Here is an 18,904-nt window from a genome sequence, read left to right on the forward strand (position 1 = left end):
TCACCTCCCCCGTCGCCTCCGACCTCTCGGATCTTTTCACACCCCGGTGCTCCCCCCCCCACCCCCGCGCCCCCCTCCGCTCGGTCCGGCCAGCCGGACCGGACCCCTCCCAGGAGAAGACATGCAGCGCACCCCGCAGCGGTGCCTCGTCACCGCCGTCGCCCAACTCCCCCTGCCCGGTACCGCGATCGCGCTGTTCCCCCACACGCCGGGCGCGGCGCCGGCGCTGCACGAAGCGGAGACCCGGCTCCTGCACCGGCTCCCGCCCGCGCAGCACCCGACCTTCACCGCCGGCCGCGCGGCGGCGGGCCGCGCCCTGGGCCTCCTCGGCGTCGACGGCCCCGTACTCCGCGACGGCAGGCGTCCGCTCTTCCCGGCGGGCACGCGGGGCTCCATCAGCCACGCCACCGGCCCCATCGGGGCGTCCATCGCCAGCACCAACCCGGACGTCGTCACCGTCGGCATCGACCTGGAGCGCACCGACCGGCTCGGCCGCGGCGCGGACCGGCTCGTCTGCACGGCGCGCGAACGACTGTGGATCGCCCGGGCGCGCCGCCCCGAGAGCCGCCTGTCCGTCCTGTTCTCGGCCAAGGAGGCCATCTACAAGGCCCTGGACGGGCTCACCCCCCGGACACCCGTCTTCCACGACGTGGAGATCCGCCTCGACGACTCCCGACTGGACGTCCGCGTCGCCCCGGGACTCCTGCCCGAGGACCAGCGGATCGGGGGCTGGTTTCAGCTACTGCCGGGCAATTACGTCCTGACCACGGCCGCGGTGACCAAGACCCCGAAACCGGAATAAAACGTTCCATCCCCACCCGACGACTTACCCCCGGATACACATCGTTCGATCGGACCGGAATCAACCTTAGGGTCAGTTTCTTGCCACCCCCTCACGCGGGATGAAAGTCTTCTTCAAGCATCCGGAGGATAATTCCGTTCACCTGGGGGATCGATGCTTCAATTCAACGTCCTCGGACCACTCGCGATAAAACGCGACGGCCGGGAGATACCCGTACCCCGCGGCCCGAAGGTCCGACAGCTCCTCTCCCTTCTGGTCCTGCAATCCGGCGCGATCGTCTCCCACGGATCCCTGGTCGACGAACTCTGGAGCAAGGAACCACCCAAGACGGCCCTCCCGACGCTCCGCACCCACGTCTACCACCTGCGGAAGATGCTCAAGGAGGCGAGCGGCAGCGCTGTTCTGCCGGAACTCCTCCACACCTGGTCCGCCGGCTACGTACTGCGGGTGGAACCCGAACAGGTGGACGCGGAGGCCTTCCGCAGGCTCGCCCGCGAGGGGGAGAAGCTCCTCAACGCCGGTGACCTGCAGGAGGGGGCGCAGGTACTCTCCCGCGCACTGGACCTGTGGAGCGGAGGCGTTCTGACGGACGTCACGTGCGGACCGGTGCTGACCCAGCACGTGCAGCACCTCGAAGAGGTGCACATGCGGGTGCTCCAGCAGCGCATCGGGGCGGAAATGCAGCTCGGCCACCACGGCCTTCTCGCCGCAGAACTGAAGAGCCTCGTCACCCGGCATCCCCTCAACGAATGGCTGCACGGACAGCTCATCACCGCGCTGTACCGGAGCGGACGCAGAGGAGATGCCCTGCGCGCCTACCAAGAACTGCGGGGAATCCTGCAGGAGGAACTCGGACTCGACCCTTCCCGCGCCCTCCAGCAAATGCAGCGCGCCATTCTCTCGGGGGCCGACGGCGAAACCCTCAGCCTCATAAGGAACGGGGCGCAGAATTCCCCGTCGGCCGTATTCCCCCGCCTGCCCCAAGCCAGTTGAAGGAACAATCGTGCGCAAGGTGCTCATCGCCAACCGTGGCGAAATCGCAGTCCGCGTCGCTCGGGCCTGCCGGGATGCCGGGATCGCGAGCGTAGCCGTCTACGCCGACCCGGACCGGGACGCTCTGCACGTCCGAGCGGCCGACGAAGCTTTCGCGTTGGGCGGTGACACCCCGGCCGCCAGCTACCTGGACATCTCCAAAATCCTGCAGGCCGCAGCCGACTCCGGAGCGGACGCCATCCATCCCGGATACGGCTTCCTCTCCGAGAACGCCGAGTTCGCCCAAGCCGTCACCGACGCGGGCCTGATCTGGATCGGCCCGCCCCCGCAGGCCATCCGCGACCTCGGCGACAAAGTCGCCGCCCGCCACATCGCGCTCCGCGCCGATGCGCCGCTGGTCGCCGGCACGGCGGACCCGGTTTCCGGATCGGATGAGGTCGTCGCGTTCGCCAAGGAACACGGGCTGCCGATCGCGATCAAGGCCGCCTTCGGTGGCGGCGGCCGCGGTCTCAAAGTCGCCCGCAACCTCGAAGAGATCCCGGAGCTCTACGACTCCGCCGTGCGTGAGGCTGTGGCCGCGTTCGGGCGTGGGGAGTGCTTCGTCGAGCAGTACCTCGACAAGCCGCGGCACGTGGAGACCCAGTGCCTGGCCGACTCCCACGGCAACGTGGTCGTCGTCTCCACCCGCGACTGCTCGCTGCAGCGCCGCCACCAGAAACTGGTGGAAGAAGCTCCCGCACCGTTCCTGACGGACGCCCAGAACGCCGAGCTCTACGCCGCGTCGAAGGCCATCCTGAAGCAGGCCGGCTACGTCGGCGCCGGCACCGTCGAGTTCCTCGTCTCCGCTGATGGGCTGATCTCCTTCCTGGAGGTCAACACCCGCCTGCAGGTCGAGCACCCGGTCACCGAAGAGGTCACCGGCATCGACCTGGTCCGCGAAATGTTCCGCATCGCCGATGGCGAGGAGCTCGGCTACGGGGACCCGGTCCTGCGCGGCCACTCCTTCGAGTTCCGCATCAACGGCGAAGACCCCGGCCGCGGCTTCCTCCCCGCCCCGGGCACCGTCACCAAGTTCGCCCCGCCCACCGGCCCGGGCGTCCGCCTGGACGCGGGCGTCGAGTCCGGCTCGGTCATCGGACCCGCCTGGGACTCGCTGCTTGCCAAGCTCATCGTTACGGGTGCCACGCGTGAGCAGGCCCTGCAGCGGGCGGCGCGTGCGCTGGCCGAGTTCGAGGTCGAAGGCATGGCCACCGCCATCCCCTTCCACCGCGCGGTGGTCGTCGATCCCGCGTTCACGGCTGCCCCGTTCACGATCCACACCCGCTGGATCGAGACCGAGTTCGTCAACGAGATCCCCGCATTCGTGGTTCCGTCCGCAGAGGACTCCGAGGACGAGCCCGGCCGCGAGACCGTGGTCGTCGAGGTCGGCGGCAAGCGCCTGGAAGTCTCCCTCCCGTCTTCCCTGGGCATGACCCTGGCCCGCACCGCAGCCGCGGGCGGCGCGAAGCCCAAGCGCCGCGCGGCCAAGAAGTCCGGCCCCGCCGCCTCCGGCGACACGCTCGCCTCGCCCATGCAGGGCACGATCGTCAAGGTCGCCGTCGAAGAGGGCCAGCAGGTCAACGAAGGCGACCTCATCGTCGTCCTCGAAGCCATGAAGATGGAACAGCCCCTCAACGCACACCGCTCAGGCACGATCGTGGGCCTCGCGGCAGAGGTCGGAGCGTCACTCACCTCGGGCGCAGCCATCTGCGAAATCAAGGACTGACGTCCCTGACCGGGCGTGGGGGGGGGGGGGGGGGCGGCGCGCGCGGGGGGGGGGGCGCGCCGCGGGCGCGCGGCCTCCCGCCCTGTGTGCGTCTCTCACACACCCGGGGCCGCCCACATTCACAAAAACACTCTCGCACCCCCTGCGCGGCGGGCGGGGGGGGCCCCCCCCCCCCCCGGCCCCGGGCTGCGCCCGACGCGTCCCGCTGCGCGGGGCGAAGTCCCCTACCCGCCCTTCGCCCGTTCCCCGGGCTCCGCCCGGACCCCTCCTGGGGCTCCGCCCCAGACCCCGGTCCTCAGACGCCGGACGGCTGAAGCCCCTGGGACTCCGCCCCAGACCCCGCTCCTCAAACGCCGGAGGGGCTGGATATGGCCTGCGCCGGCCTGCACGTGAACGCCGGACGGGCTGAAAGACCCCCGGGCTCCGCCCGAACACCGAAAGGGCCCGGGGCTCCGCCCCACCACCCCCAAGCCCCCTTCCTTTACCACTCGATCCCAGGAGAACCATGTCCAGCCGCCGCTTCCGCAAGGCCGCCGCCCCGGGCCTGCTCGCCCTCGTCACCGCCGCCGCCCTGCTCGCGCCCATCGCGACCACCGCCGCCGCCGAGCGCCAGAGCACGCCCGCCGCCTCGGCCACCGCCGCCCTGCCCGCCCTGATCCAGGGCCCGGGCGAGGCCATCCACCCCGAGGGCTTCACCTGGGACCCGACCCGCAGGGCCTTCCTGATCGGGTCCCTGCGCCACGGCACGATCTCCGTGGTGGGCGCCGACGGCATACCCCACACCCTCGTCAGCGACCCCAGCCTCATCGCCACGGGCGGCATCCGCGTCGACGCGACCCGCAACCGCCTCCTAGCCACGTACGGCGACGTCTACGCCGGCCCGAACGCGCTGCTCAGCGACGGCTCCACCCCGGAGACCCGCGGCCGCTACGGCGGTGTCGCCATCTTCAACCTCACCACCGGCGCGCTGGAGAAGCGCGTGGAGCTCAGCCAGTCCCCCGGCCTGCACCTCGCCAACGACCTGGCCCTCGACCCGCAGGGCAACGCCTACGCCACCGATTCGTTCACCGGCACGATCTTCAAGGTGACCCCGGCCGGTACCGCCTCGGTCCTCCTCAAGGACCCTGCCCTGGACGCCGGTTACCAGGACGGTCTGCCCAACGTCGGCGTCAACGGCATCCTGTACCACCCCTCGGGCGCGCTCATAGTCGTCCGTTACGACTCCGGCGCCCTCTTCCGGATCCCCCTCGACAACCCGTCGAACTTCCGCGAGATCAGCCTCACCGAGCGCATCCCCGGCGCCGACGGCATCGCGCTCGGATCGGACGGCACCCTGTACGCCGCCACGAACACCATCCGCTCCAACGGCATCGACGGCCTGTTCAAGCTCCGCTCCTCCGACGGCTGGCGCAGCGCCGGGATCGTCAGCAAGACGGTCTCCCCCGAGGCCGCCCCGACGACCGTCACCCTCACCCCCTCGGGTGCGTACGTGCTCAGCAGCAACGTGCACATCCTCTTCGGCAGCGGCGGGGCGCAGACCCGCGACGGCTTCGCCCTGCGCCGCTTCTGATGGCACTCGACCAGACCTTCGAGGGACAGGTCCACTCGCCCACCGCGCGTTACGAGGTCGGCCGGGAGAAGATCCGCGAGTTCGCCGAGGCAGTGGGCGATCCCCATCCCGCGTACACCGACAGGGAGGCGGCGCGGGCCCTCGGCCACGGTGACGTCATCGCGCCGCCGACCTTCGCGTTCGTCCTCACCTTCAAGGCCGTGCGGCAGATCGTCGACGACCCGCGGCTCGGCTTCGACTACAGCCGGGTGGTGCACAGCAGCCAGCGGTTCGAGTACACCCGGCCCGTGCGGGCCGGGGACTCCCTGGCCGTCACCTCGACCGTCGAATCGGTCGGGGCCCTGGCGGGCAACGACGTCGTGGAGATCCGCGGCGACGTCCACGACGCGGCGGGCGAGCACGTGGTGACCGCCTGGACGAAGCTCGTCTCCCGCGCGGCCGGCGCGACCAGCGAGGAGGGATAGGCCATGGGAGCCAAGATCCGCTACGTGGACGTCGAGCCCGGCACCGAACTGCCCGGCCGGACCTTCACCATCGAGCGCGAGACCCTCGTCCGGTACGCGGGCGCCTCCGGCGACTTCAACCCCATCCACTGGAACGACCGCTTCGCCGCCGGGGTGGGCCTGCCCGGCGTCATCGCGCACGGGATGCTCACCATGGCCGGGGCGGTACGCATCGTCACCGACTGGACCGGTGATCCCGGCAGCCTCCTGTCCTACACGGTGCGCTTCACGAAGCCGGTCCCCGTCCCCGACGACGGCACCGGCGCGGCCTTGGACGTACGGGCCACGGCCGCGCAGAAGCTCGACGACGCGGCCCGCACCGTCCGGGTCGACATCACGGCGACGAACCGGGACCAGAAGGTCCTCGGCATGGCCCGCGCCGTGGTCCGCCTCGCCTGAGCCCGAAGCCACCACCGCTACCACCACCACCGAACGGAGCCCCCGCACCATGAAGCAGCGCCGGCTAGCCGGCCACCTCGACGTCTCGGCCCTCGGCCTCGGCTGCATGGGCATGAGCGACCACTACGGCCCGGGGGACGACACCGAGTCGACCGCCACGATCCACCGCGCGCTCGACCGGGGCGTCACCCTGCTGGACACGGCGGACATGTACGGACCGTTCTCCAACGAACGCCTCGTCGGGCAGGCGATCGCCGCCCGCCGCGACGAGGTCGTCCTGGCCACCAAGTTCGGCATCGAGCGGCTGCCCGACGGCACGGTGAAGGGCATCAACGGCCGCCCGGAGTACGTCCGTACGGCCTGCGAGGACTCGCTGCGGCGCCTGGGCGTGGACCACATCGACCTGTACTACCAGCACCGCGTCGACCCGACCGTCCCCATCGAGGAGACCTGGGGCGCGATGGCCGGGCTGGTGGCCGCCGGCAAGGTCCGGCACCTGGGGATCTCCGAGGCGGCCCCCGCCACCGTGCGCCGGGCCCACGCCGTGCACCCGATCACGGCGGGCCAGTACGAGTACTCGCTCTTCACCCGGGACATCGAGGCCGAACTGCTGCCCACCCTGCGCGAGCTGGGCATCGGGCTCGTCGCGTACGCCCCCATGGGGCGCGGCCTGCTCACCGGCACCGTGACCGGCCGCCCGGACCAGTTCCCCGCCGACGACGTACGCCGCTTCGCCCCGCGCTTCCAGGAGAGCAGCCTCACCACCAACCTGCCACTGGTCGAGCGGCTGCGCGCGCTGGCCGCGATGCTCGGCGTCACCGCGGCGCAGCTCGCCCTCGCCTGGCTCCTCAACCGGGCCGGGGACGTCGTCCCCATCCCCGGGACGAAGCGACGCGCGTACCTGGACGAGAACGTGTCCGCGGCCGACCTGCGGCTCACCGACGACCAGATGGCGCTGATCGAGGACTCGATCCCCGCCGGGGCCGTCGCGGGCGAGCGCTACGACCCTCCCCGCATGGCCATCGTCAACCTCTGACCGCGCCCCCTCCGACGCCAGGCGAAAGCAGGAAACAGCAACCATGAACATCACCGTCCTCGGCGCCACCGGCGGCACCGGCCGCCTCGTGGTGGCGCAGCTGCTGGCACGGCAGCACTCCGTGCGCGCCGCCGTCCGCAAGCCGAAGAAGGCCTCGTCGCTCGGCACCGGCCTGGTCGAATTCGATCTGACCTCCGCCACCCCCGAGGACTACGCCGAGCTCTTCGTCGGGACCGACGCCGTCATCAACGCCGCCGCCACGAGCAGCATGATGAAGAGGCAGGCGGACCTGGTCGACCGGGCGGGCGTCATCGCCGCCATCGAAGCCGCCGCCACGCTCGGCGTGAAGCGCTGGGTCCAGGTGTCCATGATGGGCAGCGGGGACAGCGGCCGGGTGCCCGTCTACCTGCGTGCCACCGGGCAGGCCAAGCACGCCGCGGACACCCACCTCGCGGGCGCGGGGATGACATGGACCGTGATCCGTCCGCCGTGGCTCTCGGACGGAGCGGGCGCGGGCACGGTATCGGTCGGCGACCGGCTCCCGGACGGCTCCCTCAGCCGCACCGACCTCGCGGCGGTGGCCGTCGAATGCCTGGAGGCCCCCGCGACCTACGACCGCGTGCTGGAGGTCACCTCCGGCGACCTGCCCGTCGCCGAGGCACTGCGCTCCCTCGTCTGAGCCGGCCGACCGGCCCGACCGACCCCCGCGGCACCCGCTCCGTTCCCCCGCGTCAGCGGGTGCCGCGGGCCTCTCGCCACTGCGCGAGTTCGGCTTCCACGTCGAACTCCCTGACGTTCAGCGGGGGGCCGGGCGGGGGCCTGCGCAGGGCCGCGCGGATCTTGTCGTTGATCTCCGTGAGGAGATCGCGGACCTGGCGTTCGGTGCGGGCGGACTTGAGCGCCTCCCGGGCGTCCTCCGCCTCCTTGCGCAGCGCGAGCGCCGGCGGGAGGACCGCGAAGCCCTCGCGGTGCAGTTTGCCCTTGATCCACCACAGCTCGTCGTACGGGGCGTCGAGCGAGGCCAGCGGCTTGCCGAAGCCGGGCAGTTCCTCGAACTCCCCGCGCTCACCGGCCTGTCTGATCTGGCGGTCCACGAAGGATTCGAAGCTGACACCAGGCGGTTTGCGCTCGGTCACGTTGCCTCCCAAGGGTTCCCGCCAGCATAACTCCGGCCTGATTCCGGCCTCAGAGGCGGCGGTCCGACTGCTTGATCGGGATGTCGTTGATGCTGGCTTCCCGGCGGCGCATCAGGCCCGCGGCGTCGAACTCCCACTGCTCGTTGCCGTGGCTGCGCCACCACTGGCCGCTCGCGTCGTGCCACTCGTATTCGAAGCGCACCGAGATGCGGTTGTCGGTGTACGCCCACAGCTCCTTGCGCAGCCGGTACTCCAGCTCGCGCTCCCACTTGTCGGCGAGGAAGGCGCGGATCTCGGCGCGGCCGGTCAGGAAGCGGTCGCGGTTTCGCCAGGCGGAGTCCTCTGTGTAGGCGAGGGCGACGCGTTCGGGGTCGCGGCTGTTCCAGGCGTCCTCGGCGGCCTGCACCTTGGCGCGGGCGGACTCCTCGGTGAAGGGCGGCAGGGGCGGCCGCACCGCGGCGGGAGCACCGGAGGCGGCGGGGGTGTCCGGCGGCACAGGCCCAGCGGGCACGGCGGGCTCGGCGGGCACGGCGTTGGTCATGGCGGGGGCCTCTCGACACGGCAGGGAGAACGGTCGTTCTCACCTTAGAGAACGACCGTTCTCCCCGCAAGGGAATCTGTTCTACGCTGAGCTCATGCCCACCGCGCCGATGAACGACGAAGAGGCCCGCACCCGCCTGCTGGACGCCGCGGAGGCGCTCTTCTACGCCGAGGGCATCCAGTCCGTCGGCATGGACCGCATCCGCGCGGAGTCGGGCGTCCCGCTCAAGCGGCTCTACCGCCTCTACCCGGCCAAGGAATCCCTGGTCACCGCCTACCTCGACCGTCGCGACCGCCGCTGGACGGCCGGCCTGCGCGCGGCGGCCACCGGCAGCGCCGACCCCGTCGGGGCGGTCTTCGACTGGCTCGGCCGCTGGTTCTCGCAGCCGGACTTCCGCGGCTGCGCGTTCCTGAACGCCTACGGGGAGCTGGGCGCGGGCCCCGCCGGAGTGCTGGACGTCGTACGCCGCCACAAGGCGGAGCTACGGACGCTGCTGGCCGAGATCGCCGGTCCCGGCCGGGAAGGCCTGGCGGAGCAGCTGCTGCTACTCGTCGAGGGCGCGACGGTGGTGGCGGCCCTGGAGCCCGGCCCGGCGGCGGCGACGCGGGCGCGCGAGGCGGCGTACGTCCTGGTGCGCGCGCAGGGCGGGATTCACACGGCTGCCGAGTGACCGGATGCCGCGTCGCGACCGGCCGGGTCGCGGCGTTGCCGTTTAACTGACTTTGGGACTTATATCCCTGCATCCACCCGCGGGTCGCACCCTGCGGTCGCATACCGGTTCAGCCGCCTTCCCTCGCGGAGGAAAAACGCTTGCCTGCCGGACCGGACCGACCGGGTCGGCCCTCACACCTTCGGTGCGCACCGCGGCCCCCGAGCCCGGCGCGCACCGAAGCCGCTTCCGCGCCCACCACCGCATCCAGCCACCGCTCCGGCCACCCCGCTCCAGCCACTCCACCCGGCTTCCGTCAAGAGGCCAGGTACCCGACGGCCCCCGCCACCGGCAGGCTCACCCAGGTCCGCGTCCCGCCACCCGGTTCGCGGGACTCCCCGAAGCCCCACGACCCGCCACAGTCCCGGACCACGGCGGACATCACCCGCAGGGCCGCCCGGCGGCGGGCCTCGCAGTGCGCGGCGAGGCGGGGGTGGGCGTGCGGGGCGTGGCCGTCGTAGACGGCGATGCGGAGGGCTCCCTCGCGGTGCCGGAGGGAGAGGTACAGGCTCCGCCCGGGGTTCACGTACCAGGAGGCGGCCACGAGTTCCCCCGCGACCTGCACGGCGGCGGGCGCGACCGGGTCGAGCCGGTGGGCGTGCAGGGCGGACCGTACGGTGCCGCGCGCGATCTGGGCGCTGTACGGCTCCCCGGGCACGGTCAGACTGCACGCCAGCCCGTCGGGGGACGGCGGCTCGCCGGCATCGGGCGAGGCCGGGGTGGGCGGACAGGGCAGGAAGCGGCCGGGGCGGAGGCCACCGGGGTCGGCGGGCGAGAAGGGGCTGAGCATGACGGACTCCCTGTGTCGTGACGCGGATGACGTGACTTCGGTGAGCTCGACGCGCACGAGGGCTCGACGGTGGGCATGGTGGCTCGTCGCCGCAGCAGCACATGCCGCAGCGATGCTCTTCAACTCCCTTGCGTGAGCGGTGCATTACCGAATGTAGCGGATCCGGGGCGCAATTGCGCCCCCGCTTTGAATAATTGCCCCTCTGTCGTCAGAAGCTGCCACGAACCGGCAGACTGCACGCATGACAGCCAGGACCTCCCCGACGCAGCGCCAGCGGCGTGTGGGCGCCGAGTTGCGCAGGATGCGCGTGACGGCAGATGTCTCCGCCGAGTCGGCCACCGTCGTACTGAACGTCAGCCGCTCCCAACTGTCCTCGATCGAACAAGGACTTCGAGCGGTCAGTGAGGACCGTTTGCGCACCCTGGCGGCGCACTGCGGCGTGACGGACGAGGCGTACGTCGACAAACTGGCCGTACTGGCTCAGCCACCCGAGCGGGGTTGGTGGGAGGCGTACCGCGGCGCGATCCCGCCGGGACTGCTCGACATCTCCGAACTGGAATGGCACGCGACCCGTCTCCGTTCGGTGCAGACGGTCCACCTTCCGGGACTTCTCCACCAAAGCGCCTACGCCCGCGCCGTATTCGGTTCGGTGCTTCCCGCACTGCCGGCGTCCGAGGTCGAGATGCGCGTGGCACACCGCCTCCAGCGTCAGCAGGTGCTCGAGGGGGACCACGCCCTGCCCTACGAGGCCTATGTGCACGAGGCCGCGCTGCGCATGCAGTTCGGCGGCCGCCGGGCCACGCGGGAACAGTTGCTTCACCTCTGCGAGATCTCGCAGCGGGACAACCTCGCACTCCGCGTGCTGACCGTTGAGACGGGAGCGTTCCCCGGTGCCGGGCACGCGACGCTCTACGCCGAGGGAGCGGTGGCCCAACTGGACACCGTGCAGCTCGACTCGGCCCACGGCCCAGAGTTCACCCACGCCGAGGGGCAGCTCGCGAAGTACCGGTCTCACCTCGGCTGGATGGACGAGCACGCGTTGTCCGCCGCCGCGTCCCGCGACTTCATCCGCGCAGTCGCCCGCCAACTCTGAGGAGCCACAGATGTCCGACATCAGCTGGGAAGACGCCTTCTGCGGCGAGGGAAACAACTGCTACCGGATAGGCGTGGACGGGGCCGGCAACAGCTACGTCGCGCTCTCCGGTCAGGAGGACACCTACCTCACCGATACCCGCGAAGCACTCCGGCAGCTGATCCGCGACATCAAGGCCGGCAAGGCCGACCACCTCCTGGCGGACTGACCGGGGCAGCACGCCGCCCGGCCACGAAGGGCCGGGCGGCGACGTCTGCGACTGCTGAACTGGCGGCCTACTGGCCGGTGCCGCGCGGGAAGGTGATCTCGACGCGGCGGTTCTTCTTACGGCCTTCCTCGGTGCTGTTGTCGGCGATCGGGTAGTCCTCGCTGTAGCCGCGCACGTCGAAGACGACGCTGGGGTTGGTCACGGTCTTCGACAGCTCGGCCTGGACGGCATCGGCGCGCTGCTTGGAGAGTTCCTGGCCGTGCTCGTAGCTGCCCTGGTCGTCGGTGAATCCGAAGACGCGGACGCGGGTGGCCTTCTGCGTGTTGATCTCCTGCGCGATGGCTTGTATCCGCGCGGCGGCCTGGGCGTTGAAGACCGCACTGTTCTCCGGGAACATCACCTCGGACTGCAGCGCCATCATGACGGTCTGGTTCGTCTCCTGACGCCGCTGCTCACCCCCGAGGTCTTCGACCACTTCGGCGATGTCCAGCACCTTGATCGGCGCGAGGGTCCCGCCCTGGGGGATCTTCAGCCCGGGGGCGTTGGAGTCGATGGCTACGGGTGCGGCTGCGGACGGCTCTGTTCCGGGGGGTACGGACGGCTTGACATCGTCCGCGTGGGCGCTCGTCGCGCCGATGAGGTGGGCGCCGGCGATGACGAGTCCGAAGACGGCTACGGAGGCGGCTGTGCGGTGGCTTTTTGTCATGGGGTCACCCGGAGAGTTTGACGGTGGCCGTGGCGAAGGTGGGGAGGCTGAAATCGACGTCAGTGGTGCTCGCGGGAGGCGCCGGGAACTGGGCGAAGAACGGCATCGTCTGACCGGCTTCGATGATGTTCAGCCCTGTCGTGCAGAGACATCTTCCGTCGGTGTCGCGAAGCACGTAATACCGCTTCTTGCCGACCTTGTCGACCAGTGTCACACCCGCAACCGACACGCCACTCGCATTGAGTTCGTTCCCTCGCCACGGTGCGGTATTCGCGTACGGAGTCGTGCCGGTGTTCTTCAACTGACCTTCGATCGTCAGGAATCCACCGGCGTCGCGAGCCGCCTTGCCAATGGTCAGAATCATGCCGCCTTCCCCGTTCACCGTGGCCAGGATCTGTGTCGGTGTCGGGCTCGCAGCATCACCGGTCGCGGGCGTCTGCGGCGCGCTCCCCTGCGGATTGACCGGAGACGACGTCTGCGGCGCCGTCGGCTTGTCGTCGTCACCGCCGCCACACCCGGCCAGTGCAAAGGCTAGGACTGTCGTAGCTGCTACGACCGCTCCTCTGCGGACCTTCACCGTGTGCCGAATGCTCATCTATCCCGCTCCCTTGTCTCTCGTTAGCCGTCAGTTGACCAGTCGCACGCTGAACAGATCTCTCGCCAGCTCCGACAACTGGCCCGGATTCAAGGGGTCCAGCTTGATGGATGTGCCGCCGTCGCAGTTGATGTTGACCGGATTGGGCTTGGGTGCCTCACCACCAGAGGGCGAAGGGGAGGGTGAGGGCGTGGACGTGGGCGTGGGCGCTGGCCCCAGAGAACAACGCGGCTTGATCACAGCCGTGGCCTTGGCCTTACCGTGAACTCCGTCGGTTCCTGGAATGACGGACTTCCCGACCGTGCCCTCGGTCGTCACCGTGACGGTGAACTTCGGGAGAGCCGAGCTGCACTCCGCCGTTGCACCGTTCCGCTCGGCGAAGTTCTCGGCTTGCCCGCACGCCCCCCTCGCGTCGAAGCCCTTGCCCGCGAGGATCCTCTCCCAGTCCGTCGGCTTGAGATCTGCCAAGTTGAGCCTCGAGAAGACACCGTCTCGGGCTTCTCTGGCCGCAGCCAGCGCCGCCGCGTCGGCGGCACCCTGAGCATCACTGCGCGTAGCCCCGGCCATCCCGACGACAAAGAAGGCGAGCATGGCAAAGAGCAGGCCCGCCACCACCACGATGTAGGCGGGGAAGGCCTGCCCTCGATCACCTGGCAGTCTGAGCCATCTCACTTGCCCGCGGTGATGTTCGCGACGGCGGTCGTGATTTTGGTCGTGATGGCCTGCCCGATTCCGGTGCCGATGATCGCGCCGATGATCACTACGACCACCAGGATGATGCCCAGGTACTCGAAGGCCGTCTGCCCTCGGTCCCTGTCCATCCGCGCCTGCATGCGGATCCTCGCCTTGACGGTCGCCTTCAGCAGCGCGTTGTGTGACATGGGGGTTCCCTCCCGGTCGGGTGCCGCTGTCGATTTGCGGACGGTACGGCCGGACACCACCAATAGCCAAGGGTCCCGGGGCCCAATTACGGACCCACTGCGCACTCTGTCTACCCACGGCCACTCACCCCTGGACGGGCCGTTCCCAGCCAGCGTGCTATCGCCTCGCTACGGGTAGTGCTCTGCAACTTGGCGAAAATGCGGTTGATGTGGTTCTTGACCGTCTTCTCACTGATGAAGCAAGCAGCGGCGATCTGCTGGTTGTTCATCCCCGAAGCGATCAGATCCATCACCTCCACCTCCCTCGAACTCAGCCCGAAGACAACAGAGTTGTGCAGACGCTCCGAAGAGGGTGTCACACTTCGTTGCGGCTGCGAAGAGGTGCGGAGCTCCGCGAGCAGTGCGCCCGCCGCCGATGGCGTGAAATGGGGCAGGCCCTCCCGCCCGTCTCGGACCGCACGGATCAGGTCATCGGCGGTGAACTCCCCGTGGACCAGGTAGCCCCCCGCCCCCAACAGCAGTGCCTCCCGGACAATGTCCGGATCCCGGCTGTAGGTCAGCATCAGCACCGAGGCCAGGCGCACGAGGTGGGGAAGGGCCGAGATGCCGTCCACTCCCGGCATGCGGACGTCCAGCAGGATGACGTCCGGCATGTGCGACCGCGTCAGGCCCAGCGCCTCCCGGCCGTCCGAAGCCTCGGCCACGACCTCGACGTCCGCGGCCGTGGCCAGGAGCGCGGAGAGGCCGGCCCGGACGACCGGGTTGTCGTCGGCGATCAGTACGCGAACGGGTGTCACCGCGCTCCCTCCAGGGACGCGAGCGGGAGTTCCAGACACACCTGCGTGCCCGGCCCGGACGAGCGGGGACCGATCGACACGGCGGCGCCGATCGCCTTCGCGCGCTCCGTCATGCCGAGGAGCCCGAAACGGCCGTTCTTCGAGAGGGCGGCAAGGTCCACGTCACCGGCGAGGCCGCGGCCGTCGTCCTCAACGGACAGGGTGAGGTGGCCGTCGTCCACGGCCACCGAGACCGTGACGCGTGAGGCCCCCGCGTGCCGGCGGGCGTTCTCCAGCGCCTCCGACGCCACCGCCAGCAGGTGACGGGCCACCGCGGCCGGGACCACCGGCAGCACCCCGGTCGCACGCAGCTCCGTACCGGTCGTCAGGGCACGGAGCTCACCCAGCAGTGATACGCCGGGCGGGTCCAGGTCACGCCGCAGGTCCGTCAGCAGCGCCCGGGACTCCGCCGCCGCGCGTCGGGCCGCCACGGACAACAGCTCGGCCTGGCGTCGGATCTCCGACGGATCCGCCGTCCGGGACAGGGCGTCCGCCGTCAGGGCCAGGCCGTGCAGGGTCTTCGACACCGAGTCGTGCATCTCCCGGGCCAGGTGTTCCCGTTCCGCCCGTACCGCCTCGGTCACCGCCAGGCGGGACCGGGTTTCCGTCAGGGCCTGGCTCGCCGCGCCGAAGCGGAAGAGGAGGTCACGCAGGGAGGATCCCGCCGCGCCCGCGACCAGGCACAGAGCGGGCAGAACCAGCGTTCCCGCCAGGGCCGCCACGGCGCCCGCCTGCGCCGCCGCGTAGAGCGCCGCACCGCGCCAGCCGTAGACCAGCCCGGCCAGCAGCGGGGTGCAGAGCGAGACGAGGCCCAGCGGGGACTCGGGGGTCGCCGTGACCAGGAGGAGGGCGCTGAATCCCATGTCCACCGCCAGCAGCCAGCGGTGGCGCAGCAGCAGCGGTCCGAAGCGTTCCCAGTCGCGGAAGAGGACGTAGGACAGCATGAAGGTGAGCAGGATCGCGCCGGCCACGAGGTATGTCGGTCCCCCGGGCGCCGTCCGTCCCAGCGCCAGCGGAGCGCCCAGTCCGATCATCACGAGCCGGAACGCGAAGACCTGGCGGCACAGGGCCCGGAGTGCGTTCGACCGGAGGGTCGGGGAGGGCGTCGGAGCCGCGCGGACGGGGATCGCGAGGTCGAGGGTCGCCACGGCGTCACCCGCCCCCGAACATGGCGCCGAAGTCGATGTCCGCGCCGTAGACGAACCCGCACACGAGCAGGATCAGTGTGCCGGGCAGCATGAACGTGGTCACCGCGAACGTGGCCTTCGGAACGGCCCGCGCCGCCCTGCGCCGGGCGTTCTGCGCGTCGGTGCGCCGCATGTCCTCGGCGATCGCGATCAGCGTCTCCACGATGGGGGAGCCGAGCTCCTCGCCCTGCTGGAGCGCGGTGACGAACTGCGCGACCTGTTCGGAGTCGTTGCGCCTGCGCAGGGCGTCGAAAGCCTGCCTGCGGCTGACGCCCATGTCCATCTGCTGCAGGGTGATGCGGATCTCGTCGGCCCACGGGCCCTCGTACTGCCCGGCCACCCGCCCCAGCGCCTGCCGGAAGCCGAGGCCCGCGCTGACGACCACCGCGAGGACGTCCAGGAAGTCCGGCAGGGTCCGCTCGATGTGGTCGCGCCGGATCCGGATCGCCGACCACAGGCCGACCTCGATCCAGAAGAGCCCGAAGGCGACCATCAGCAGGGCCGGGACCAGCTGGCCGTTGAGCAGCATGGCGACGGCGCCCAGACCGCCGAGGAAGCCGTACACCGCGCGCCGCGCCGCGTAGCGGTCGATGGTGAGGCCCGCCGGGTTGCCCGCCGCATCGATCTGGGCGCGCTTGCGCGCCACCAGGGCGGGCCCCATCAGGCGCAGGACCATGGGCGCGTAGCGGATGCCCATCCTGTCGATCGCCGAGCCGACCGCCGTCGTGCGCGTGGCGCCCACTTCCAGCGCCAGGGCCAGGTCGGTGGGCAGTTTGGCGTCGGCGCGGTACAGCCGGATGCCGTGGAAGACGCCGAGGAGGGACAGGGCCGCGGCCAGGGCCAGGAGCAGAGCGATCATGACGGTCCCCTCACACGTCGATCTTCGACATACGGCGGATGAGGACGAAGCCCAGGGTGAAGAGGCCGAGGGACACCAGCACCGCCGTCTGGCCGAGGAAGGCGCCCGTCATCCGGTCCAGCGCGCCCGGCAGCATCGTGTTCACCAGCAGCAGCGAGCCCAGCCCGATGGCCGGCACCAGGTACGCCGTGACCGTCACCTGCGACAGCTGCGTCCGGATCTCGCGCCGTGTCTCCTTGCGCTGCTCCAGCGTCACCGTCAGGTTCCGCAGGCTGCCCACGATCGCGCCGCCCGCGCGGGCCGACAGGACGAGGGTGGAGACCAGGACGACCAGTTCGCGCGACGGAAGGCGGTCCGTGAGCTCGTTCAGGGACTCCTCGATGGAGTGGCCGATCGCGAGGCGGTCCGCGACCCGGGCCAGTTCCTCGCCCGCCGGAGCCTCGAGTTCCTCCGCCGCGATGCCGATGGCCGTGCGCAGGGCCAGGCCGGCCTGGGTGGCGTTGGCCAGGATGCGGGCCAGGTCGGGGAGCTGGTTGATGAAGCGCTCCGTGCGGCGGGTGCGTTGCCAGTTGAGGAAGGCATTGGCCGCCCAGAGGCCGATGGCGCCCGCGACCGGGCCGAAGAACGGGGCCAGGAAGGAGGCGGCCGTCAGCCAGACGCCCGCCACCGACATGAGCATGTACGCGAAGAACTCGCCCGGGGTGAGGTCCAGGCCGGTGGCCGCCAGCTTCAGCTCGATGCGGCGCCCGAGCCGCGTCGTGCGCAGCCGGCGGTCGAGGGAGCGGAAGCGCCGTACGCGGCCCAGCGGTTCGGGTGCTCCGCTCGCTGAGAGGCGGTCGATGAGGGCGGCGCGCTGGGCGTGGCCCTTGGCGTAGGCGTGGACGCCCCAGACCACGAAGAGGCAGGCCAGCAGGGTGGCGCCCAGGGTGAAGGAGACGTAGGGGTTCACAGGGCAGGCCCGCCGATCGTGCGCGAGGTGAGTGCGTCGCCCGGCAGGGCCACGCCGAAGGCCTGCGGGACGGGCTGGTTGTTCATGTAGAGGCGGTCCGCGATGCGGCGCGGGAGGGGGTGGTACGTGAAGTAGCCCTGGACCCGGCTGTCCGCGCCCATGGGCTGCGGGACGAAGCGGCAGACCGGGACGATGCGGAAGGGTTCGCGGCCGTGCGAGTCGAGGATGGAGATCTCGGTGATGCGGCGCGTGCCGTCGCCGAAGCGGGTGAGCTGGACGACGACGTTGACCGCGCTGTTGATCTGGTCCTGGAGCGCCTCGAAGGGGATCTCGACCTCCGACATGGAGGCGAGGGTCTGGAGGCGGGTCAGCGCGTCCTCGGAGCTGTTGGCGTGGACGGTGGCGAGGGAACCGTCGTGGCCCGTGGACATCGCCTGGAGCATGTCGAGCGTCTCGCCGCCGCGGACCTCGCCGACGATGATGCGGTCGGGCCGCATGCGCAGGGAGTTGCGGACCAGGTCGCGGATGGTGATCCGGCCCTTGCCCTCGACGTTCGCCGGACGGGATTCGAGGCGGATGACGTGTGCCTGCTGGAGCTGGAGTTCGGCGGAGTCCTCGATGGTGATGACGCGTTCGCCCTCCGGGATCAGGCCGGAGAGGGCGTTGAGGAGGGTGGTCTTGCCGGTTCCGGTGGCGCCGGAGACGATCACGTTCATCTTGGCCGCCACCAGCCCCGACAGGAGCAGGAGCATCTGCTCGTCCAGGGAGCCGAGGCCCACCATCTCGTGCAGGGTGAAGGCCCGGGGGAAGCGGCGGATCGTCAGGGTCGCGCCGGTCAGGGACAGCGGCGGGATGATGACGTTGACGCGCTCGCCGCTGGGGAGGCGGGCGTCGACCATCGGGTTGGCCTCGTCCACGCGCCGGTTCACGGTGGAGACGATGCGCTCGATGGTCTGCATGAGCTGGTCGTGCGAGGCGAAGCGGAGCGGGAGCTGTTCCACGCGGCCGGCGCGCTCGACGAAGATCTGGTCGGGGCCGTTGACCATGATCTCGGAGATGGTCGGGTCTTCGAGGAGCGGTTCGAGCACGCCGAGGCCGAGCGCCTCGTCCACGACGCGGCGGATGAGCTGTGCGCGCTCGGCGGTCGACAGGACGGGGCCCTCGCGGCTGATGATGTGGCCGAGGACGCGTTCGAGGCGCGCCCTGCGCTCCGCGGGCGCGAGCGCGGACATCTCGGCGAGGTCGATCTCCTCGAGCAGCTTGGCACGGTACGAGGAGACGAGCCGGCCGTCCTCGCGGGGGCCGTGTCGGTCGTCCGGTGTATTGACCCGGGAACGCAGGCTCAT

23 protein-coding genes are annotated in these 18,904 nt (G+C 70.7%); 11 read left to right on the top strand and 12 right to left on the bottom strand.

The genetic code is table 11. The features are described 5' to 3' along the window. The first annotated feature begins 121 nt into the window (after positions 1-121). The 8 genes from ACWF9Z_RS04810 to ACWF9Z_RS04845 all read left to right on the top strand — a co-directional run bounded on the left by ACWF9Z_RS04810 (position 122) and on the right by ACWF9Z_RS04845 (position 7,747). A complete protein-coding gene (locus ACWF9Z_RS04810; RefSeq protein ID WP_453597483.1) occupies positions 122-802 on the top strand; it encodes a 4'-phosphopantetheinyl transferase superfamily protein in 681 nt (226 codons plus the stop codon). 153 nt (positions 803-955) lie between these two features. Next, positions 956-1,795, top strand: coding sequence for an AfsR/SARP family transcriptional regulator (locus ACWF9Z_RS04815; RefSeq protein ID WP_453597485.1), 840 nt, complete (start codon positions 956-958; stop codon positions 1,793-1,795). Between the two features lie 10 nt (positions 1,796-1,805). After that, positions 1,806-3,560, top strand: coding sequence for an acetyl/propionyl/methylcrotonyl-CoA carboxylase subunit alpha (locus tag ACWF9Z_RS04820; protein ID WP_453597487.1), 1,755 nt, complete (start codon positions 1,806-1,808; stop codon positions 3,558-3,560). Positions 3,561-4,065: 505 nt separating this feature from the next. Next, positions 4,066-5,130 (top strand): SMP-30/gluconolactonase/LRE family protein, encoded by a 1,065-nt coding sequence (locus tag ACWF9Z_RS04825; RefSeq protein ID WP_453597489.1) that lies wholly within the window; start codon positions 4,066-4,068, stop codon positions 5,128-5,130. Continuing rightward, entirely contained in the window at positions 5,130-5,594 is a 465-nt protein-coding gene (locus ACWF9Z_RS04830) for an FAS1-like dehydratase domain-containing protein (protein WP_453597491.1), read from the top strand. Before ACWF9Z_RS04825 ends, ACWF9Z_RS04830 begins: the two co-directional genes overlap by 1 nt. Before the next feature lie 3 nt (positions 5,595-5,597). Then, positions 5,598-6,032, top strand: coding sequence for a MaoC family dehydratase (locus ACWF9Z_RS04835; RefSeq protein WP_453597493.1), 435 nt, complete (start codon positions 5,598-5,600; stop codon positions 6,030-6,032). A gap of 49 nt (positions 6,033-6,081) precedes the next feature. Then, positions 6,082-7,068 (top strand): aldo/keto reductase, encoded by a 987-nt coding sequence (locus ACWF9Z_RS04840; RefSeq protein ID WP_453597495.1) that lies wholly within the window; start codon positions 6,082-6,084, stop codon positions 7,066-7,068. Between the two features lie 43 nt (positions 7,069-7,111). After that, positions 7,112-7,747 (top strand): SDR family oxidoreductase, encoded by a 636-nt coding sequence (locus tag ACWF9Z_RS04845; RefSeq protein WP_453597497.1) that lies wholly within the window; start codon positions 7,112-7,114, stop codon positions 7,745-7,747. A 52-nt stretch (positions 7,748-7,799) separates the two neighbouring features. Here ACWF9Z_RS04845 and ACWF9Z_RS04850 read toward each other — a convergent pair whose 3' ends face one another. Both ACWF9Z_RS04850 and ACWF9Z_RS04855 read right to left on the bottom strand, forming a co-directional pair. Continuing rightward, complete coding sequence (locus ACWF9Z_RS04850; RefSeq protein WP_453597499.1) at positions 7,800-8,204, bottom strand: DnaJ family domain-containing protein; 405 nt, start codon at positions 8,202-8,204, stop codon at positions 7,800-7,802. A gap of 49 nt (positions 8,205-8,253) precedes the next feature. After that, positions 8,254-8,745, bottom strand: coding sequence for a nuclear transport factor 2 family protein (locus tag ACWF9Z_RS04855; protein WP_453597501.1), 492 nt, complete (start codon positions 8,743-8,745; stop codon positions 8,254-8,256). 109 nt (positions 8,746-8,854) lie between these two features. Between ACWF9Z_RS04855 and ACWF9Z_RS04860 the strand changes: the two genes are divergently transcribed. Next, the gene (locus ACWF9Z_RS04860; RefSeq protein ID WP_453597830.1) at positions 8,855-9,415 is read left to right on the top strand and encodes a TetR/AcrR family transcriptional regulator; all 561 of its coding nucleotides are present in this window, start codon (positions 8,855-8,857) and stop codon (positions 9,413-9,415) included. Positions 9,416-9,710: 295 nt separating this feature from the next. On the opposite strand, the gene ACWF9Z_RS04865 is transcribed toward ACWF9Z_RS04860, so the two are convergent. After that, on the bottom strand, positions 9,711-10,244 hold the full coding sequence (locus ACWF9Z_RS04865; RefSeq protein WP_453597503.1) for an ATP-binding protein: 534 nt from the start codon (positions 10,242-10,244) through the stop codon (positions 9,711-9,713). 241 nt (positions 10,245-10,485) lie between these two features. Here ACWF9Z_RS04865 and ACWF9Z_RS04870 point away from each other — a divergent pair, with 241 nt between their 5' ends. Continuing rightward, positions 10,486-11,337: a helix-turn-helix domain-containing protein gene (locus tag ACWF9Z_RS04870; RefSeq protein WP_453597505.1), complete on the top strand. Its 852-nt coding sequence runs from the start codon at positions 10,486-10,488 to the stop codon at positions 11,335-11,337. Between the two features lie 10 nt (positions 11,338-11,347). After that, the gene (locus ACWF9Z_RS04875) at positions 11,348-11,545 is read left to right on the top strand and encodes a hypothetical protein (protein ID WP_453597507.1); all 198 of its coding nucleotides are present in this window, start codon (positions 11,348-11,350) and stop codon (positions 11,543-11,545) included. A 67-nt stretch (positions 11,546-11,612) separates the two neighbouring features. On the opposite strand, the gene ACWF9Z_RS04880 is transcribed toward ACWF9Z_RS04875, so the two are convergent. From ACWF9Z_RS04880 to ACWF9Z_RS04920, 9 genes are all read right to left on the bottom strand, one after another. After that, positions 11,613-12,251: an OmpA family protein gene (locus ACWF9Z_RS04880; RefSeq protein WP_453597509.1), complete on the bottom strand. Its 639-nt coding sequence runs from the start codon at positions 12,249-12,251 to the stop codon at positions 11,613-11,615. A 4-nt stretch (positions 12,252-12,255) separates the two neighbouring features. Then, on the bottom strand, positions 12,256-12,846 hold the full coding sequence (locus ACWF9Z_RS04885; protein ID WP_453597511.1) for a hypothetical protein: 591 nt from the start codon (positions 12,844-12,846) through the stop codon (positions 12,256-12,258). A gap of 30 nt (positions 12,847-12,876) precedes the next feature. Then, entirely contained in the window at positions 12,877-13,518 is a 642-nt protein-coding gene (locus tag ACWF9Z_RS04890; protein ID WP_453597513.1) for a pilus assembly protein TadG-related protein, read from the bottom strand. Beyond that, the gene (locus ACWF9Z_RS04895) at positions 13,515-13,727 is read right to left on the bottom strand and encodes a hypothetical protein (RefSeq protein ID WP_453597859.1); all 213 of its coding nucleotides are present in this window, start codon (positions 13,725-13,727) and stop codon (positions 13,515-13,517) included. Before ACWF9Z_RS04895 ends, ACWF9Z_RS04890 begins: the two co-directional genes overlap by 4 nt. A gap of 110 nt (positions 13,728-13,837) precedes the next feature. Then, positions 13,838-14,524, bottom strand: coding sequence for a response regulator (locus ACWF9Z_RS04900; protein ID WP_453597515.1), 687 nt, complete (start codon positions 14,522-14,524; stop codon positions 13,838-13,840). After that, on the bottom strand, positions 14,521-15,711 hold the full coding sequence (locus ACWF9Z_RS04905; RefSeq protein WP_453597517.1) for a sensor histidine kinase: 1,191 nt from the start codon (positions 15,709-15,711) through the stop codon (positions 14,521-14,523). Before ACWF9Z_RS04905 ends, ACWF9Z_RS04900 begins: the two co-directional genes overlap by 4 nt. Before the next feature lie 4 nt (positions 15,712-15,715). Continuing rightward, positions 15,716-16,606, bottom strand: a complete 891-nt coding sequence (locus ACWF9Z_RS04910) for a DUF5936 domain-containing protein (RefSeq protein WP_453597832.1) — start codon at positions 16,604-16,606, stop codon at positions 15,716-15,718. A gap of 13 nt (positions 16,607-16,619) precedes the next feature. Beyond that, positions 16,620-17,558, bottom strand: coding sequence for a type II secretion system F family protein (locus ACWF9Z_RS04915; RefSeq protein ID WP_453597519.1), 939 nt, complete (start codon positions 17,556-17,558; stop codon positions 16,620-16,622). Further along, positions 17,555-18,904, bottom strand: a complete 1,350-nt coding sequence (locus tag ACWF9Z_RS04920; RefSeq protein WP_453597521.1) for a CpaF family protein — start codon at positions 18,902-18,904, stop codon at positions 17,555-17,557. The genes ACWF9Z_RS04915 and ACWF9Z_RS04920 overlap by 4 nt, the downstream gene beginning before the upstream one ends.

The organism is Streptomyces sp. NPDC054961 (genome assembly GCF_053609145.1).

What these genes read in the sequence shown, in the direction of transcription:
- ACWF9Z_RS04865 (WP_453597503.1), bottom strand. Translation starts at nt 10,244, where the DNA reads ATGCTCAGCCCCTTCTCGCCCGCCGACCCCGGTGGCCTCCGCCCCGGC.
- ACWF9Z_RS04810 (WP_453597483.1), top strand. Translation starts at nt 122, where the DNA reads ATGCAGCGCACCCCGCAGCGGTGCCTCGTCACCGCCGTCGCCCAACTC.
- ACWF9Z_RS04880 (WP_453597509.1), bottom strand. Translation starts at nt 12,251, where the DNA reads ATGACAAAAAGCCACCGCACAGCCGCCTCCGTAGCCGTCTTCGGACTC.
- ACWF9Z_RS04825 (WP_453597489.1), top strand. Translation starts at nt 4,066, where the DNA reads ATGTCCAGCCGCCGCTTCCGCAAGGCCGCCGCCCCGGGCCTGCTCGCC.
- ACWF9Z_RS04855 (WP_453597501.1), bottom strand. Translation starts at nt 8,745, where the DNA reads ATGACCAACGCCGTGCCCGCCGAGCCCGCCGTGCCCGCTGGGCCTGTG.
- ACWF9Z_RS04875 (WP_453597507.1), top strand. Translation starts at nt 11,348, where the DNA reads ATGTCCGACATCAGCTGGGAAGACGCCTTCTGCGGCGAGGGAAACAAC.
- ACWF9Z_RS04845 (WP_453597497.1), top strand. Translation starts at nt 7,112, where the DNA reads ATGAACATCACCGTCCTCGGCGCCACCGGCGGCACCGGCCGCCTCGTG.
- ACWF9Z_RS04840 (WP_453597495.1), top strand. Translation starts at nt 6,082, where the DNA reads ATGAAGCAGCGCCGGCTAGCCGGCCACCTCGACGTCTCGGCCCTCGGC.
- ACWF9Z_RS04920 (WP_453597521.1), bottom strand. Translation starts at nt 18,904, where the DNA reads ATGAGCCTGCGTTCCCGGGTCAATACACCGGACGACCGACACGGCCCC.
- ACWF9Z_RS04870 (WP_453597505.1), top strand. Translation starts at nt 10,486, where the DNA reads ATGACAGCCAGGACCTCCCCGACGCAGCGCCAGCGGCGTGTGGGCGCC.
- ACWF9Z_RS04860 (WP_453597830.1), top strand. Translation starts at nt 8,855, where the DNA reads ATGAACGACGAAGAGGCCCGCACCCGCCTGCTGGACGCCGCGGAGGCG.
- ACWF9Z_RS04830 (WP_453597491.1), top strand. Translation starts at nt 5,130, where the DNA reads ATGGCACTCGACCAGACCTTCGAGGGACAGGTCCACTCGCCCACCGCG.
- ACWF9Z_RS04835 (WP_453597493.1), top strand. Translation starts at nt 5,598, where the DNA reads ATGGGAGCCAAGATCCGCTACGTGGACGTCGAGCCCGGCACCGAACTG.
- ACWF9Z_RS04895 (WP_453597859.1), bottom strand. Translation starts at nt 13,727, where the DNA reads ATGTCACACAACGCGCTGCTGAAGGCGACCGTCAAGGCGAGGATCCGC.
- ACWF9Z_RS04885 (WP_453597511.1), bottom strand. Translation starts at nt 12,846, where the DNA reads ATGAGCATTCGGCACACGGTGAAGGTCCGCAGAGGAGCGGTCGTAGCA.
- ACWF9Z_RS04815 (WP_453597485.1), top strand. Translation starts at nt 956, where the DNA reads ATGCTTCAATTCAACGTCCTCGGACCACTCGCGATAAAACGCGACGGC.